The sequence below is a fragment of the Croceimicrobium hydrocarbonivorans genome (genome assembly GCF_014524565.1).
Lineage (GTDB): Bacteria > Bacteroidota > Bacteroidia > Flavobacteriales > Schleiferiaceae > Croceimicrobium > Croceimicrobium hydrocarbonivorans.
In genome coordinates this window covers 2,394,176-2,411,776 of sequence record NZ_CP060139.1, presented here as the reverse complement: position 1 = coordinate 2,411,776, position 17,601 = coordinate 2,394,176, and the positions used below count along the sequence as shown (strand labels likewise).

At 43.6% G+C, this 17,601-nt stretch carries 12 protein-coding genes; 2 read left to right on the top strand and 10 right to left on the bottom strand.

What is annotated here, in order from left to right; translation table 11 throughout:
* Nucleotides 1–23 precede the first annotated feature (23 nt).
* From H4K34_RS10785 to H4K34_RS10760, 6 genes are all read right to left on the bottom strand, one after another.
* Nucleotides 24–755, bottom strand: coding sequence for an energy transducer TonB (locus tag H4K34_RS10785; RefSeq protein ID WP_210757432.1), 732 nt, complete (start codon nt 753–755; stop codon nt 24–26).
* Between the two features lie 40 nt (nt 756–795).
* A complete protein-coding gene (locus tag H4K34_RS10780; protein ID WP_210757431.1) occupies nt 796–1,179 on the bottom strand; it encodes a VanZ family protein in 384 nt (127 codons plus the stop codon).
* Between the two features lie 3 nt (nt 1,180–1,182).
* A complete protein-coding gene (gcvH, locus tag H4K34_RS10775) occupies nt 1,183–1,560 on the bottom strand; it encodes a glycine cleavage system protein GcvH (protein ID WP_210757430.1) in 378 nt (125 codons plus the stop codon).
* Between the two features lie 44 nt (nt 1,561–1,604).
* Entirely contained in the window at nt 1,605–8,993 is a 7,389-nt protein-coding gene (gene sov / locus H4K34_RS10770) for a T9SS outer membrane translocon Sov/SprA (protein WP_210757429.1), read from the bottom strand.
* On the bottom strand, nt 8,990–9,568 hold the full coding sequence (gene ruvA, locus H4K34_RS10765; protein WP_210757428.1) for a Holliday junction branch migration protein RuvA: 579 nt from the start codon (nt 9,566–9,568) through the stop codon (nt 8,990–8,992). Before ruvA ends, sov begins: the two co-directional genes overlap by 4 nt.
* Before the next feature lie 290 nt (nt 9,569–9,858).
* Complete coding sequence (locus H4K34_RS10760) at nt 9,859–11,478, bottom strand: T9SS type A sorting domain-containing protein (protein ID WP_322107639.1); 1,620 nt, start codon at nt 11,476–11,478, stop codon at nt 9,859–9,861.
* A 7-nt stretch (nt 11,479–11,485) separates the two neighbouring features.
* On the opposite strand from H4K34_RS10760, the gene H4K34_RS10755 reads away from it, so the two are divergent.
* Both H4K34_RS10755 and H4K34_RS10750 read left to right on the top strand, forming a co-directional pair.
* Nucleotides 11,486–11,836, top strand: coding sequence for a DUF6029 family protein (locus H4K34_RS10755; RefSeq protein WP_322107627.1), 351 nt, complete (start codon nt 11,486–11,488; stop codon nt 11,834–11,836).
* A gap of 5 nt (nt 11,837–11,841) precedes the next feature.
* Nucleotides 11,842–12,657 (top strand): Omp28 family outer membrane lipoprotein, encoded by an 816-nt coding sequence (locus H4K34_RS10750; RefSeq protein ID WP_210757425.1) that lies wholly within the window; start codon nt 11,842–11,844, stop codon nt 12,655–12,657.
* A 55-nt stretch (nt 12,658–12,712) separates the two neighbouring features.
* Here the strand turns inward: H4K34_RS10750 and queG are convergent, their stop codons facing one another.
* From queG to H4K34_RS10730, 4 genes are all read right to left on the bottom strand, one after another.
* Nucleotides 12,713–13,651 (bottom strand): tRNA epoxyqueuosine(34) reductase QueG, encoded by a 939-nt coding sequence (queG, locus tag H4K34_RS10745; RefSeq protein WP_210757424.1) that lies wholly within the window; start codon nt 13,649–13,651, stop codon nt 12,713–12,715.
* Nucleotides 13,641–14,666, bottom strand: a complete 1,026-nt coding sequence (gene ruvB / locus H4K34_RS10740; protein ID WP_210757423.1) for a Holliday junction branch migration DNA helicase RuvB — start codon at nt 14,664–14,666, stop codon at nt 13,641–13,643. Before ruvB ends, queG begins: the two co-directional genes overlap by 11 nt.
* 82 nt (nt 14,667–14,748) lie before the next feature.
* Nucleotides 14,749–16,509, bottom strand: coding sequence for a cytochrome c oxidase subunit I (locus tag H4K34_RS10735; RefSeq protein ID WP_210757422.1), 1,761 nt, complete (start codon nt 16,507–16,509; stop codon nt 14,749–14,751).
* 45 nt (nt 16,510–16,554) lie between these two features.
* Entirely contained in the window at nt 16,555–17,583 is a 1,029-nt protein-coding gene (locus tag H4K34_RS10730) for a cytochrome c oxidase subunit II (RefSeq protein WP_210757421.1), read from the bottom strand.
* Between the last annotated feature and the right edge of the window lie 18 nt (nt 17,584–17,601).

Genomic DNA, 17,601 nt, shown 5'->3' with positions numbered 1-17,601 from the left:
GCCTACAATTAATAAATGATCAATTAATCTAAACGAAATCGAACCGGAACTACCACCTTAACTGGAACCGGACGTCCCATTTGCTTAGCTGGCACCAACTCAGGCAATTCGGAAATAGCTCGAACCGCCTCTTCTCTAAAGTCAGGGTTTTCGCCCCGAATGGCTTCCACTTCTTTCACCATACCAAACTCATCAATCACAAATTGTATATAAACGGTTTCCGTAGTGGCAAAGAATGCATTGGAACGAGGGAAATTCACTTCATCTGCTAGGTAGAACTTCACAAAATTACTGAAGCAATCCATTTGCTCTTTCTTGCCTTGCAAGGCTTCACAGTCTTTTGGGCGGGCCATGTTCTCCACAAAATAGGCTTCAATAGGCTCAGGAACATCAGGGGGTCCCATAAATTCCGGTTCAATAGTATCATTTAAATCACCCAAATTCAGAGTGGGGCGAGTAGGCTCTTTGAAGTCATTATCCACCTTTTTAAACTTATTCGCGTCCAATTTTATGGGTTCGGGTTCTGGCTCCTTCTTCGGTTCAGGAATTTCGGGTTTTTCCGGGATGGTGATTGGCGGTAAATTGGGAATCACGAATGTGGATTCCTCAATGGGTTCCTTGGGTTCGGGTACCTGGTACTCAGTGGTCCATTGGATAATTTCGGTAGCCGCCATCAGGCTTAAAGCCAATCCCACCATAAAAAAGATAGTGCGGAAATTTTCGAGATTCTTCTTCCAGTTTTTCTTGTCGTGCATAGTGTTTTGCTTAGGATTTTGTTTTAGATCCGAAGATCGATCAGGCCCTGCGGCCTTGAAACAAAAGCCACAGCAACACCGCTATACCGGCTCCGAAACTGTTGGCCCAAAAGTCCATCCAGTCTCCGGTTCGACCGGGAACAAAGTCATTTTGCAAAATCTCTATCAGCGCCCCATAGGTAACGCAAACAATCCAGATGCCGGCTAATCGTAGCTTGCTGAGACTCCGCTTAAATTGATAACGGGTCATGGCCATGATTATTAGCGCGGCGGTGAAAAAAAAGATGGAAGCATGCAAAAGCTTGTCATTGAGACTGGCCAATGCACTAGGTATTTCCTTACCGGGAATCAGCGTGAGGTAGGAAATTAAAAAACCCCAGAGCAATGCTGGGGTATAGGATATTATCTTATTGGGTTTCCGCACGGATTAACCCACTAATTCGCCGTAAGCATCAGCATCAAGCAAATCATCTACTTCTGATGGATCGCTCAATTGAATTTTGATCATCCAGCCTTTGCCGTAAGGATCTTCATTTACCAGTTCAGGACTGCTTTCAATCTCTTCATTGAATTCAATCACCTCTCCAGACACAGGCATAAACAGATCAGATACTGTTTTTACCGCTTCCACAGATCCGAATGTTTCTTCGCGATCCAGGCTTTCTCCTTCGGTTTCAACTTCTACAAATACGATATCGCCCAATTCTCCCTGAGCAAAATCTGTAATACCAACGGTAGCTACTTCGCCATCGATACGAACCCATTCGTGGTCCTTGGTATATTTCAAATCATTTGGAATATTCATGCCTCAGCTTTTTTGATGCGGCAAATTAAATAGTTTTTTAGGGATTATTGACCCAAATTCAACCTTACACTAATTCCAAATTGATTCGTAGTAAGCGGGAAGGCATTAGAAGTCTTAAATCGCGACATATTAAGGTCGTAGAAGATTTTGGTTTGTACCCTTTGACTGAGGCGATAATCTGCCGATACTTTAACCGTGGTTACTCTTTGTCCTGAAGTAGGCTGATCTACATCCTCCAAAATCCGACGAATTAAAATCACATTATCCCGAATTCCTACATCTGCTCTCAACTCTAAGTTCGAAACCGGATTGGTACGACGAGAACCCATACGAATGAATTTCAATTTTACATCCTTAATAATGTAGCCCGCACCGATTACCCATTCACTACCGCGATTCTCCGTAATCTGATTATTGGTAAGGCTCAGCATCATGGTCCGATCGCTCTTATACTCTACCCTAACCGTCATATTGTTCTTGAACTTAGTGTTCACTCCAATTAATGGGGCGAATTGCTCACTTAAGCTTACTGAATTGATCTGATTCTGAGGTAAGAGGTCTCCATTAATATCCAAGGGCAATTCATCTGGATAATCTTGACGCTGCTTCTGACGCAGCAAGTTGGTAGTTACTGAAGAAACGGTGTAAGTTGAGCGATAAGCATGACTCAAGGTAAAGCTGGCAAAGTACTTTTTGAAAAGCTTCATCTTACTCAAACCATCATAGGTAATCTGCCAGTTGGGTAAGGGGCTACTTCGGCGGAAGCCTAATTCCACTGATTTCGCATCTAATCCCGAATAGGCCGCAATAAAGGCAGGGATTAACACCTCCTGAGAGCTAACGCTGTAATAACGGTATCCGTAATTGGAAGAATCTGCATTACCTACCAATTCGGCAGAATAGCCAGGAATTGTATCGGCTGCCTCTAATTGACGAGCTAAACGCTGAGATATAATCAAGCGATTCTCGCGGAACTGATCATAGATAGCCGAATTGTATTCCGGTGCGCTCAATGGTTCGAAGGCCGTGTTAAGCATAAACCAGGAACTGGAGAAAGTTTGAGTTTCGAACTCATTCTGATTTTTAAAAGCATAGCCATCAAACTCCCCGGTAATATCATGGAATGTGCTATCCGCCCTAAAGAAGGAACTTAAGTTACTACTTCCCTGTTGCTGAGCCGTTATCACAATCCTAAGTGAATTGATTGGTTCAGCAGTTAAACGCATATTCAGATTGCGATTGCTTGTCTTTGCATATTGGCTGTTCAAATTGGGGTTTTTCACCAGCCATTCGTTATCTGCCGCTTTAGAACGTATATCTTTTTGAGAACCCACCGTAAACCAGAAACCTGGCGCGGCACCCGCTTCAGACATTCCTAAGAGCGTTGGACTGGAAGCAAAGCCCGGAAGCACCTGACCATTTGATTGACTGTAGTTCACCGAACCCGATTTCACCATCATCAGGAATTTGGCACCCTCCATCAATATCTTATCAAATACTGTGGGCTCATCTTCATCCTCACCTTTCTTTTTATCCTCTTGCTGGCTGCGTTGACCTGGAGTGGGTATGCCACGCGGACGACGTCTTTCACTCCGATTATTACCGGCTCCTCCAGCCAAGGCCTTTTTAAGATAAGGCACCTTATTGTAGAGGGCATTAAAGTTTAAGGAGCTATTTAGCTGGATTTGACGGTTGTTCTGAATGGTATTCCCGAAGTTCAGGTTAAACTGTGTATTGCCAGAAGATTGTGCCGAACCTCTGGTAGTAGCCAGAGACGGAGCTTGCCAGTCGTAATCACCATTATAAGTAGCGGTTAAGGTAACGAAGTCCATCAATGGTAATTTATTGATAGGAACCTGCCAGTTTAAAGTTACCTGTTGGTGATAGGTTAAGGGGCGTCCAAAATCACGCAGATTCTGCATGATGGTATCTCGGTTTTCCGGCGAATTGGGGGCTCCCCTCACCTCATCAATCCTGAAACCAGCGCGTGCACTGTAATCGAAACGCAGAGACTCCGTAATATCGAATAAGAGGTTATACTGACGATTCAGGTTGAAGTTCTTATTGTAAGTGGGCTCAATATCACCGATTAACTCTGCTGGTATATCATTGAGGATCGCATCGGTATTCCGCATTTGCATAGCGGTATAGTTTCGATCAAAGCTGGCAATCGCGGTAAAGCTCTTAGGATATGGATAGAAATTAAAGTCGCGGATTAAAGCCAAATAATCACTCTGCAACCAACTTACCTTATTGAAGGGTTTTACTGCCTTGGGTCGGGCCCGGTAAGTATAATTAATATTACCGGCATGCTGACGATTAATATCAAAGCGCGTATTGATATTACGTCGGAAGACTTCAGAGAAGGAATAGCTCACCGAGAAGTTCTCAATGTCGTAGATCTGAGGCTTGCGTTGCCCTTTATTGGGATTAAGTTCCTTACGAACATTGGTAAAGTTTATGGAGCGACGACGCGTATAATCTTGAGTCGCCATACGCAAGGAATCCTGATCTTGCGGATCTTCGATATTATTAAGAGCATCATCAAATTCAATATCCAGATCCAAAGGATTAAAGCGTGGGTTAATCCAGGTTTCGCTGGTACCATAGAACATGGGAATCCGGATACCGTAATCCTTATTGAAGAATTTACCTAACTCAACATTGGTTTGGAGATCGTAGGAATAACGCTGCTCCTGTTGGAACTCACTTACTGATTGATCGAGTGATCCCCAACCTATAGAACTGGTACTACCTGTAACGGAAACATTGGCAAAGTCGGCCAGTTTTGCAGCCACTCGAGCATTAGCAGCCCAGCCCCCATCTTGGTCAAAGTCGGTTAATCGCAATTCGTTGATCCATACCTCCGCGCTCAGTGGAATTCCTAAATCATTTACATCTGATGCAAATCGGCGTTTTGGATTTCGCACTCCAATTAAAATGGTACGCACATTCCCTAAGTTAGGAGCTCCAACTACGGTTACTCGCCCTCCGGCCCGATCTACTGAATAGGGTTCATTAATGGGGTCACCGGTATTGCGATAAGCCCGATTCCGTTCCAGCTTCACTTCCTTGAGTACCTGTAAGGCAAAATCCATTTGGTTTTCAGAAGGCCAAATCAGATTTACATCAGTATTGCTAACTCCCCAAGGTGTAACAGTCATGGGGATTTCATACTCGTAATAGTTCTGATCGTAATCGCTACCCAAACGAATAAATACTCGGAGGTCGCCATCACGCAAGGCATTTTCATTACCAATCGCTTCCGCGTGCGTAAAGAGTTTCAAACGCTTGTATAAACGCATGTCGAAATCAATATTCCGGAATACCGCCCGGGCATCTCCGTCTTCGAGATTTACAATGCGTAAGGAAAGAGCTTGTTCGTTTTGCTGGTTGGCCGAGGTAGTTCCAAATAATACCTGACGATCGATTCCCGGAGGCAATACATAAGGCACCGGCAAACGCGATCCGTTTTGTTCGATGTTCACGGCATTCACCTCAAAAATAGTGTTGTTCTGATCATCATTAGTGAGGCGATCACGAGTACCATCCAAGGCGAATTGATAACGTCTCCATTCTCCTCGAACCAATTCCATTCGTGCAAAACGCAGTACCACATCAGAACCGAAGTTCTTCATGAAGGTCCGGATAAAACGAATGGAGCGGAAGTCATTAATCGGACCAACGGTTTTTTCTGGATCGTAAATAGGAATCTTAAATTGAATCCAATGGGTGGTGTAGCGCTGACCGTTAGGCTGCTCAGGCGACATCACCGTATCCATGTCGGTAATGTAGTTCTGCCCTACTTCGCGCAAATCGCGAGGTCGAATACTTACCTTATACTGATAATAGGTTTCGGCCTTACTTAAAGTTTGATCACGGTTAATATCTTCAATGTCGGGCAAGTTGGTGGCAAAAGCCGATACCCCGCCAACTGGAGTGGGATTCGAGTTTCCTTCAGGGTTGTTGAAAGCCTTATAACGCTCAAGGATATTGGCTTGCGCATCATCCAAAGTTGAGCCACGGTAATATTGGAAGTTATCGGAAGCAGGATCCGCATTCGCTCGGGCATATGCCGGAGAAGCATCCCCAAAAGCAGAGATTACACGCTGTATATAGTTGGCATAATCGGTATCATTAGCCCATACCCTTTCCTGTTCGTCATTTAGGAGGTCATAACCCACATCCTGAATATCACGAGCGGTAGGATCTGCATCGAAGGCTACTACCGGAGGACGAACATTAGTCGCATATCCCCAACGGGTAGAATCGAGCTTGCTCAAATCTCCATTTACCGGAATACTGTTTTCAATGGCCTGAACGCCATCTCGTAAAATATCTTCTGAAACACTACCCAGGTTAAAGTACAAATCACCCCCGGTGGGTGGATTATCTACTCCCACGAAGGGGTTCATCATCCAGAATTGGATAAACTCAATATTCTGCTCCTCGAAGTTGGTTACGCTTACATCGCGCATAATACCACCCCAACGACTTTCAGGCTCACGTAAAGTTCCATCTGCATTTAAACCGGCCGAATAAGCGGTGGGCTCCACATCGTAATTATAGGGTCCTCGCTCACGAGGATAATAGGCTAAATCCAGAGTGGCAATATTTCTGGGCTGGCTGTTATCCAATTCCAAATTTGGGAATACCTCATCTACCAGTACTTCCCGCACGTCATTGGTAGATTGAAGATCTTTATCGTTTCGAATATTGTCCGGAGTACGAGCCTCATCATTATGAAAAAGCGGGTCGATGGTATACCAGGCTATGCGAGCTCGGTTAAAACCATAAGCAATGCTGTTAACAGTAGCTTCGGGGAAAACATCAGGCTGGCCGGCAGGGGTAGAGGCCAATTTCCAAGCCGATGGATTACGAATATCAATTGTGGTTTGACTGGATTCGAAATCATCCAAGAAGGTGGTTTGCTCTCCGTTAATTTTAATTCCGCGCGGACTGCCTGGAATCATTTGCGCCACCTCTGCACTCACCAATAAATTGGAACTTTCTTTAGTGTCAATAAAGGGAATCGCGTCTACCATTCGGGTTAGATAGGGCGCATCCTTGGAGTAATTTCCATTTAAGCCAATAATGGTATTTGAGATAGGCTCATCCCCAATATTCACCTTTTGGGTTAGGGGTCGCTCATTCAAATGAACAACTGTACCCCCTAAATTGAAATTCTCATTAAAGCGATATTCGGCATTTAAGCCCATGAAGGTTTTCGTCTGAAAATTAAAGAGGGCATTATTCTCAAAGTCCACTTTGATGGGCACCCCGGAATTCAGAATTCCTTCATTCAAAATGGTTACCCTGCCCAAGTTGTAGTCAACCCGGTAATCCTGACCTTCTACCAATCGAGTACCTCCAGCGGTTACCGATACGGATCCTGGAGGGATGTTAAAGGCATTTAATTGAATTTCGCTGCTAGATGAAGACTTGAACTGTCCTCGGATCAAATACTTATTTAAGCGAGTTTCATTCTGCGCCACAAAACGGGTAGAGTCGTAGAGCTCCTGGAATACGTATTTATCCTTTTCCTCATCATTGGCCAGTTTTCTTTCCAGGTTCGAACCGAAGGGTTCCAATACCGGGAAGAAGATTCTACCATTCTGAGGATAGATGGTCACATTAGGAATAAAGTCGAAGAAACCATCCGCCTGGTCATCATTATTCTGGTTCAGGCGATCCAGTTCCATTACTCTTAAGAGCAGATCAGAACGCAGGCTACTTTCAGGTAAAAAGGGCACCGGTGTTCCGGTTTCATCATTCTGATACAATACTTGCAAACGGAAATCTTCAGAACCTACTTGAAATGCGCTTAATGAATAAACGTTTTTCATCATCAGGTCCCAGTTGGGAGCTCTTACATCGAGGATAAAGCTCTTCAACATTTTCACCACCAGGTTATTAGGTGGCGTAACCCCATCCGTACTAAATTCACCCACCTGATAAGTTCTGCCGCCAGCGGTATATTGGAAGGCTACCGCCAATACCTCATCTTGGTTCAAAGCAGAGTTTAAGGTGATATAACCCAATTGGGGATGGAAGTAAAATTCGTTGGGATTCAGTTTGCGGGCATTGGCCAATTCCACAAATTCGGTGGCCTCATTAAAGCCTGCACCGGTTAAAGCGGCATTTACCTGAGAAATGTCTCGCACTCCAGGATAGTCCTGACTTAAGGTAGAAGGATCTAATCGGTTGCTCAAGTTATCGGGAAACTGAGACCCATTTTGACCAGGGAAAATCACCGGACCTGGTCTGCTTTGATCGCGATAAGCACGAAACTCACGCTCACCTAAATCGAGCATGGCCACGATGTTTCGCGTATCCTGAGTATTCTGTCGGTTATTGGTAACCCATACTTCCACTTTGGTGATCTGAACCGGAGAGGTAATCAGTGGAGAGTTTTGCAGGAAACTTTCGTAGTTATCCCGGAAATAATGCGCAAGGAAATAGTGACGGTTGGCCTCGTATTGATCGCCCCAAATTTCAAATTCGGTAGTAGTTGCCCCGCCTTGAATATTGATGGAAGAAGTTTGACTTCTTTGCTCCGAGAATACTCCGGTTAACATCAATTTACCAAACTGGAATTGACCTTTAACCCCGAATAAACTTTGGGCCCCAGTGATTAATGAAGAGTTTAGAGGAAGGTTAACGTTACCTAATTCGATTTTCTTGATGATATCATCCTCCAAGCCCGTGAATTCAACTTTCACCTGATTCTCGAAGGCAAAGGTGGCTTCAGTGTCGTAATTTACGTTCAGCTTTAGCTTTTCACCGATGCTCCCATTTACGTTCATCTGAATGCGCTGATCGAAATTGAAGGTAAATACATTTCGATTTCGTTCAGGAATAATAGGATTGTCAATTTTTTGGAAGCGACCACCAAAGGTGAGTTCCGCAAAACCTTGAGGGCGGATATCAATGGTATTGGAACCAAAAATTCGAGCAAAGTTCTCGTTGTCGATCGTAATCTGCGGAATAATAGAACTAGCAGGGTCACGACCTTCTGCCTCCTGGGCTTCCTGACTTTTACTGCGCGAGTTCCAATAATCCTGGGCCTGCTGTTTGGCCACATAAGCCCGGTACTCGCTGGGGGTCATTACCACAGGCGGAGCAGAACTAAATCTACCGTAACGACGGTATACAAAGTAGTTCCCTGATTCCTTATCGTATTCAACTTCTTCTTTGAAGTTACCAGGCTGATTTCCGTAAACTCCTCCAGATTCGTTCCCTCCAAAAGGATAAGGTAATATACTATCAGGATCATTGGTATCGGCAAGAGCTAAGCGACGATTCCACTCTTCGTCCCAACCGTTTTCTATATAAAGGATATCAGCGGCTACATTCCTTCTGTAGGTGAAGGAATAGATGATAAACAGGACCGAAAGGCCCAAAAGACTGAGATATTTTTTAGGTAAACTCAAAGTTTTTTCAGGGCAGCTTTAATGAGTTCTTCAATACTCGAAATTGCAGGGTCCTGCAAGAGTTTACTTAATACACGTTCAGATTGGCGGGCAGGGTATCCAAGCACTTCCAGGGCAGCAATAGCCTCCGCTTTTATACTTGGATTCGCTCCTACGGCTTCTACTTCATCGGCCAGAGGTGCCAGTTTATCTTTCAGGTCGATAATTACTCGCTGAGCGGTTTTCGCTCCTATCCCTTTCACAGACTGTAAGAGCGCTACATCCTCTCTACCTATACCGGCAATAACTTCTATTGGACTTAAACTGCTAAGGATGGTACGAGCTGTATTCCCTCCTACTCCACTTACAGAAATTAGATGCACAAAAACATCGCGTTCCTGCTTGCTTGAAAATCCATAAAGAGTTTGAGAATCTTCTTTATAAATAGGATGTAAGAAAAGCATGAGTTCCTTCTGGTGAGCGATGGCTGAATAGGTATGCAAAGATATGTTCACCTGGTAGCCAAGCCCCTGACAATCAATGATTGCCTCAGTAGGTTTTACCTCAATTAATTTCCCGCGGATATGATGCAACATAGGAGTTGTACAGCTGTGGTTTTAGGTCGGTTTTCCTGAAAAACGCCAAAAATACGCTTTTCATACACCCGTCCAATAAAAAAGCTATCCTTCCACTTTGGGTAGAAGGATGGCGGTACAACGGCTCAATTTTGATTATAGTATCAAAGCTGAAATTTTTTCCTTCTTTTTTTCCCTATCGAAAAAAGGCCTGCAAATCAATCATAAAGCCATGTGCCTCTATAATTGATTGGCAAAAAATAAGGAGGACTAAATAGCCCTCCTTAGTCTGGTCGAATCTTGTCTGATCCTTAATTCACCATCAACTTTTCAGTATACTTGGTGCCGTCCACATTTAGTTCGATAAAATACGTGCCTGCTGGTAATGCCTCCACAGAAACATTAAGCTTGGTTTCACCGCTGCTTAATTGACTATTGGCCACTTGCAATAGTTCACGACCGGTAATATCCAGAACCTTAATTTCCACTTTAGCATCTGAGCTTAAGTTCAAATCAATATTGAATTGATCTTGGGCAGGATTTGGATATAATTGGAAAGCTTCCACTAAGTTATTCTCATTCAATCCCACATAAGTGTTGTTGTAGAATTGAATATTATCAACAAATAGGTTGTTACCATAATTAGAGGTTCCGATAAACTGCACCATTAACTCTGCACTTCCATCGTAAGAAGAGATATCAATGGTATCAGTTGTCCAATCATTAAATGAAGGGATATAATAATTGGTGGTTGCAGTACGCGTACTTAAAGCAGATCCGGCTTTATTAAAAACTGAATTCCAGGTAGCACCACAATCCGTAGAAACTTTAATTTCCAAACGATCATTTTCACTGGTATACTGAGCATAGGCATGATCGAAAATGATGCTATTGTTTGTAGTGGAACTCAAATCTAGTTTTTCCCACATTACAGCCATGCTCCCGCCATTCGCGATGCTAAAGAAATCAAACAATAAGCTGTTACTAGACGTTCCATAAGCACCCAGATTGGTAGTTACAGAAGGATCAATGCTTTGGTTAACTACATAAAAATTATAGCCATCCATATTTAAAGTATAGGAATTACTAAAGTCATCATCACCCAGTGAATAAGACTCAAAGCCCTCATGCCAAAAAGTCCCAAAAGGACTTGGTGACACAACAATCACCGGATCGCTTACCGCGATATTATTCGCTGAACTTAAATCATAAAGATTGCTATTGTTAGCAGTTGAAACCTCATAGCTTATAAGGTTAAGCCCGGTACTCAGACTAATAGTTGGGAAGCTAATAGTAGTTGATGCGCCTCCAGCTAAGGACGCACTTACATTCTGGCTCACGGCAGTTCCACCATTGATAGAATAGGAAACATCAAAGTTGCTGGCGGCTTGATTTCCATTATTCATTACCGTCATTTCAGGGGTAAAATTAGGATCACAATAATCCGAATTGTTTACTGCAGATGCGCTTGAACTCAAGTCAGCCACCACTGCACCTCCAGGAGCGGTATAATTCATTGGTCCTTTAGCCCCGGTAATAATATCGGTTTGACCTTCGGCAACAAAAGCTACAATTTCCAGATCGCCAATTGAAACCGGCACCCCATTAATAGAAGCGGGTATAGTATAGGTATACTGACGAGTAACGGTTGTACCGGATGTAGTAGTGGTAATTACCTCACCCCATTGTCCGGTTAATAAAGTACGCAACATATGTTGATGGTTGTAAGTACCATCAGGGTTTACCTGGCCAGGATTACTGGAGGCCCCAGTTTGAGGACCGCTCACATTATCTTGCAAAAGGGCCACATTCAAATTCACATCGGAAGGGGCGTTAGCGGTGAAATACATTTCCACATCAACGGTAAGAATATTGCTAGTGATATCAATATCTCCTTCCAAAGCCACATTCACATAAGAGGACTCTCCCAGTACTGTATTGCCCGCTGTAGCCGAATTGCTTTGGAAAATTAAACCACGTCACTCTCTTCGCACCGAAGCTCAATTTATGCATACCGAGCAAGATCGAGGATCCTGGGCTTTGTTATTATTAGAATACTCCATTGCTCCTCAGTGGTTTGTGGCGGTTCAAGATGCTTACAACTACGGTAATCCTGATCCGGATTTGCAAATTCATTATCCATTAGTTTCTTTTGGATATACCCGTGGAACTACCAAGGTGCAGGTGAACTATGGTCGCCAACAACAAGGTGTATTCTGTGTTGGTGGTATTTGTAGAGTTGTACCTGCCTCTAATGGCTTTAGTTTATTACTCACTTCAAACTTCTAAGGAATATGAAGATTAAAATATTAGCATTCGCAGCTTTATTACTGGGCTTGCAAGCCTGTGATGAAATTCCGGAAGACGAGTACCTACTTATTGAAGGTGGCTCACAAGGATATCAGGGAACCGGCCACCGTGTTTTCCTTGAAGAATTTACCGGAGTAAAATGTAATAACTGCCCTGCCGCCAATCAAAAGGCAAAAAACCTTCAAGCCATTTATGGCAAGGAGAATTTAATTTTGATTGGTATTCATGCCGGTAACTTAGCCACTACTGATGCCGAGCATCCCAAGGCTTTTAACACCCCGGAGGGAACGGAGTTATTTAACTTCTTCCAACTATTTGGTGTACCGGTTGGCTTTGTGAATCGCCTCGATTATGATGAAAACAAAATGATTAAGGGCGAAGGTGATTGGGCCGGAGTAGTTGCCACTGAATTGGAACGTCAGCCGGTGGCTGAAATCAATCTGGTGGAAGACAGCTATAATGCCGGAACTATGGAACTTACAGTATCCGGGAATGTAAGCGCAACGGGTACTTTACCAGATAATATCAAGGTTTGCTTATACCTAACTGAAAATGATATTGTATCGGCTCAAACTTTGGGTGACAAATCTGTAAATCCCAATTACGTGCATGATCACGTTTTCCGAGGATCTTTTAGTGGCACTTATGGAAAAACCATTGACCTATCCAGCGGTAGTGCCAGCTTTACAGAAAGCATTACTTTACCCTCTGATGCTGTGAAAGCCAATTGTGAGGTAATTGCCTTTATTTATGATGCTGATAATTACCAGATCTTACAATCTAATTTCATCGAAATCTAGATCAAGAATCATCCATACTACAAAGCCCCTTTTGCAATTGCAGGAGGGGCTTTTTTTAGCCTTCCTCCTTTCGGATGAATTTTAGGTTGCGCTGTAAACCCAGATATTTGGTCCGCTTCACAGCGCTTTTTCGGAAGAACTCCCGAAATACCTCTTCACTTAATTCTTCCCAGTCGCCCGAAGACATGCTTAACAAATCCGGATGAGGATTAAAGGCCTCTTCCTGATGAGGCTTGGAAAAGCGATTCCAGGGGCAAACATCCTGACAGATATCACAGCCGAATGCCCAGTTCTCCATCTTACCTTTAAACTCATTCGGGATGGAGTCTTTCAGTTCGATGGTGAGATAAGAAATGCATTTACTGGCATCCAGTAAATTGGGTTGAAGAATAGCATCAGTAGGACAAGCATCAATACAGCGGGTGCAAGTTCCGCAATGATCCGTTTGCATGGCTGTATCATATTCCAGCTCTAAATCCAAAATCAATTCTGCCAAGAAAAAGAATGATCCTTCCTTTTTATTGAGCAATAAGGTGTTCTTCCCTAACCAGCCTAATCCCGCTTCTTGAGCCCATTTACGTTCCATTACCGGTGCCGAATCCACAAATACTCGACCATCAATTTCACCAATCTCATCCTGGATAAAATGAACCAGCGCTTTGAGCTTGCTCTTTAAAACAAAATGATAGTCTTCGCCATAAGCATACTTGGCGATTTTTGGTGCCTGAGGATCTTCCTGAACTTTAGCAGGATAGTAATTGAAAATTAATGAGATAACCGATTTAGCACCCGGTACTAATTTGGATGGATCCAAGCGCTTATCAAAGTGATTAGCTAACCAAGCCATCTCTCCCTGATAATTTTGATTTAACCAGCTCTCGAGTTTAGGTGCTTCCTCCTCCAAATAACGAGCTTTAGCGACACCACAAGCGACAAAACCCAGCCTTTGGGCCTCTTCCTTTATCTTTCGGGTATAAGTGGCCTTAGAGGTCAAATAAACCGTTTTGAAGATTGGGATCTTTTTTGTCGAGATGCTTATAGGCCTTTTCCGTTACCATCCTTCCTCTTTGGGTGCGAACCATAAAACCTTGTTGAATGAGATAAGGCTCGTACACCTCTTCAAGAGTTCCTGCTTGTTCCCCCACAGCAGTTGCCACGGTATTCAATCCAACTGGACCACCTTTAAACTTATCGATAATACAGAGCAGGATTTTATGGTCCATTTCATCCAAACCATAGGTATCTACATGCAAGGCCTCTAATCCATAATTAGCGATTTCCAAACTGATGGTACCATTGCCTTTTACCTGGGCAAAATCGCGCATCCGGCGCAATAGTGCATTTGCAATACGAGGGGTTCCGCGACTGCGACGAGCAATTTCAACGGCAGCATTGGCATCGATTGGAACTTTAAGAATATGCGCCGACCTTTCCACGATATTGGAAAGCAATTCCACCGAATAGTATTGCAATCGACTATTAATCCCAAATCGAGCGCGTAAAGGAGCAGTAAGCAGGCCACTGCGAGTAGTGGCGCCAATTAAGGTAAACTGATTAAGATTGATCTGTACACTACGAGCAGCCGGACCACTGTCAATCATAATATCGATGCGATAATCCTCCATGGCAGAGTAGAGATACTCCTCCACCACCGGACTAAGTCGATGAATCTCATCAATGAAAAGCACATCACGTTCTTCCAGATTGGTAAGGAGCCCCGCTAATTCGCCCGGCTTATCGATCACAGGTCCGGAACTAAGCTTAAGACCTGATCCTAATTCATTGGCAATAATATGAGCCAGGGTAGTCTTTCCTAAGCCGGGAGGTCCATGCAGAAGAACATGATCCAAAGCTTCTTCCCTTTGATTCGCCGCAGCCACGAAAATGCGGAGATTTTCCAGCACTTTATCCTGCCCGGCAAAATCATCGAAACTTAGTGGCCGCAGCTTCTGTTCAAAATCCTGCTGGCCGTCTTCCAATTCCTCTTCTCCGTCTAAAAAACGCGTCATATAGCTGTTTCAGCAAAGTTATCTAAAATAAAAAGTCCCAACCTAAGGCCGGGACTTCTCAAATATCTTATAGCGTAATATTCTAGTGACTGGTAGCCATTTCGTCTTCAGTCATTGGAACAGTTTGAGGAATAAAGTCCTCATCGGCACCAGGCTTAGAGTAATCATAAGGCCAACGGTGTACTTCTGGAATTTCTCCTGGCCAGTTACCATGTACGTGCTCTACCGGAGTAGTCCATTCTAAGGTATTGGAACGCCATGGGTTCTGAGAAGATTTCTTACCGCGTAAGGCACTGTAGAAGAAGTTATAGATGAAGATCACCTGAGCAATACCACCAATAATAGCAAAATAGGATACTACCACGTTGATATCGGCAAGATCATCAAACATCGGGAAGTTGGTATTGGTATAGTAACGACGGGGTAAGCCAGCCATTCCTAAGAAGTGCATTGGGAAGAATACACCATAGGCACAGATAAAGGTTACCCAGAAGTGTACATAGCCCAAGTTCTTATTCATTCTACGACCAAAGAGTTTTGGGAACCAGTGATATACCCCGGCAAATAATCCGAAGATCGCTGAAAGACCCATTACAATGTGGAAGTGAGCTACTACGAAATAAGTATCGTGAACGTTGATATCCAAGGCACTATCACCCAAGATCAAACCAGTTACACCACCAGTGATGAAGGTAGATACCAAGCCAATAGAGAACATCATTGCTGGGGTAAACTGTAAATTACCTTTCCATAAAGTAGTGATGTAGTTAAAGGCTTTTACCGCAGATGGAATCGCAATTAAAAGGGTGGTGAAAGTAAACACCGAACCTAAGAATGGATTCATACCGGTAACGAACATGTGGTGACCCCATACGATAAAGCTTAAGAAAGCAATCGCCAGAATCGAACCTACCATCGCACGGTAACCGAAAATTGGTTTACGGGCATTCGTCGAAATTACTTCCGAGCTAATACCTAATGCTGGTAAAAGAATAATGTATACTTCAGGGTGACCCAAGAACCAGAACAAGTGTTGGTATAAGATTGGGCTACCACCTTGATTAGTTAAAAGCTCGCCTGCTACCATAATGTCAGAAAGGTAGAAGCTGGTTCCGAAGCTACGATCGAAGATTAGTAATAAGGCTGCTGAGAACAGAACCGGGAATGAAAGCACACCCAGGATAGCCGTTACAAAGAAGGCCCAAATAGTCAAAGGAAGACGAGTCATGCTCATTCCTTTGGTACGTAAGTTTAATACGGTTACGATGTAGTTCAAGGCACCTAATAAAGAAGATACGATGAACAGAGACATAGAAACCAACCATAGAGTCATACCGGTACCTGAACCTGGAATCGCTTGTGGCAAGGCACTTAATGGTGGATAAATGGTCCATCCTGCAGAAGCCGGTCCATTCTCTACGAAGAGAGAGCTAATCATTACCACAGAAGAGGCAAAGAAGAACCAGTAAGACAACATATTGATGAAACCAGAAGCCATATCCCGGGCACCAATCTGCAATGGAATCAACAGGTTGGAGAAGGTACCACTAAGACCAGCGGTCAATACGAAGAATACCATGATGGTACCGTGGATGGTAACCAAGGCCAAGTAAATATCAGGCGTCATTACGCCATCCTCAGCCCATTTTCCTAAAAGGGCATCAAGGATTGGCCATTCATGATCAGGCCAAGCTAATTGTAAACGGAACAAAAGGGACATTCCCACACCAACAATACCCATGATCATACCAGTGATCAGGAATTGCTTGGCGATCATTTTATGATCCGTACTAAAAATATATTTCGTGATGAAAGTTTCCTTGTGGTGTTCGTGTGATTCCATTTGCTTCTTTCGGTTTCAGTCCTTTAATACTTTCCTAGCTAATTCTTACAACATTTCAGCAAAGGTCTGCTGCTGCTTCATCCATTCGTTGAAGTCACTTTCTTCTTCAACCACAACCTTTAACTGCATATTGTAGTGCGCCGCACCACAAATCTTGTTACACAGCAATACGTAATCGAATTCCCATGGGTCTTCACCGCGTTCTGCACGTAAGGCGTTTACACGCTTCACTTTTGCGATCATTTCAGGCTTACTGCGCATTTGAGCGGTAGTAATGCTTGGAGTAAACTGAAACTGGGTACGAGTACCAGGCACGCAGTTCATTTGCACACGGAAATGAGGTAAATAAGCGGAGTGAATAACATCCTGAGAACGGAACTTTAAAAGTACCGGACGGCCTTTAGGCAAATGCAGTTCGTTAGTGATAATATCATTAGCAGAATGCTCATCACTAGGGTCTACACCTAAGGTATTAACCCCCTCGATTAAACGCACATTAGCATAACCTAATTCATTGTCGCTACCCGCGTAGCGAGCCTGCCATCCGAATTGCTTAGCGTAGATTTCTACTACCATAGGCTCTTCGGTATTTTCAGGATTCATCACATTGCTCCAGGTAGTTAATCCGTATAGGATCAAACCAGCTAAAACAACGGCAGGAACACCAGTCCAGAATAATTCCAAACGGTTGTTGTGCTCCATATAAGTTGCCTTGCGATTCTTACGACCGCGGAACATAAAGGCAAATCCGAATAATAAGGGTTGAGTTACCAGGAAGGCAGTTAGGATAACACCCATGGAAATATTCCAAAGGTTATCGATATCGGCACCGTGAACCGATGCAGATTCAGGTAATAAAACTGCCTTATACTCATTGACCATCCAGGCAAAAGCGCCAAAGAAGAACACGAGGAATAAAATCATTAACCAGCCCTGGGTGTTGTTATCACGATCGTCAACCTTTACATCAGTGTCGGTTCCTTTGATTTGAGAAGAAATCTCAAAAATCCGAACAGCCTGAGTGAGGGCGGCAACCGCCAGGAGTGCTACTACGATTACTAATAAAGTCTCCATGTATTACTAGTGTTTCTT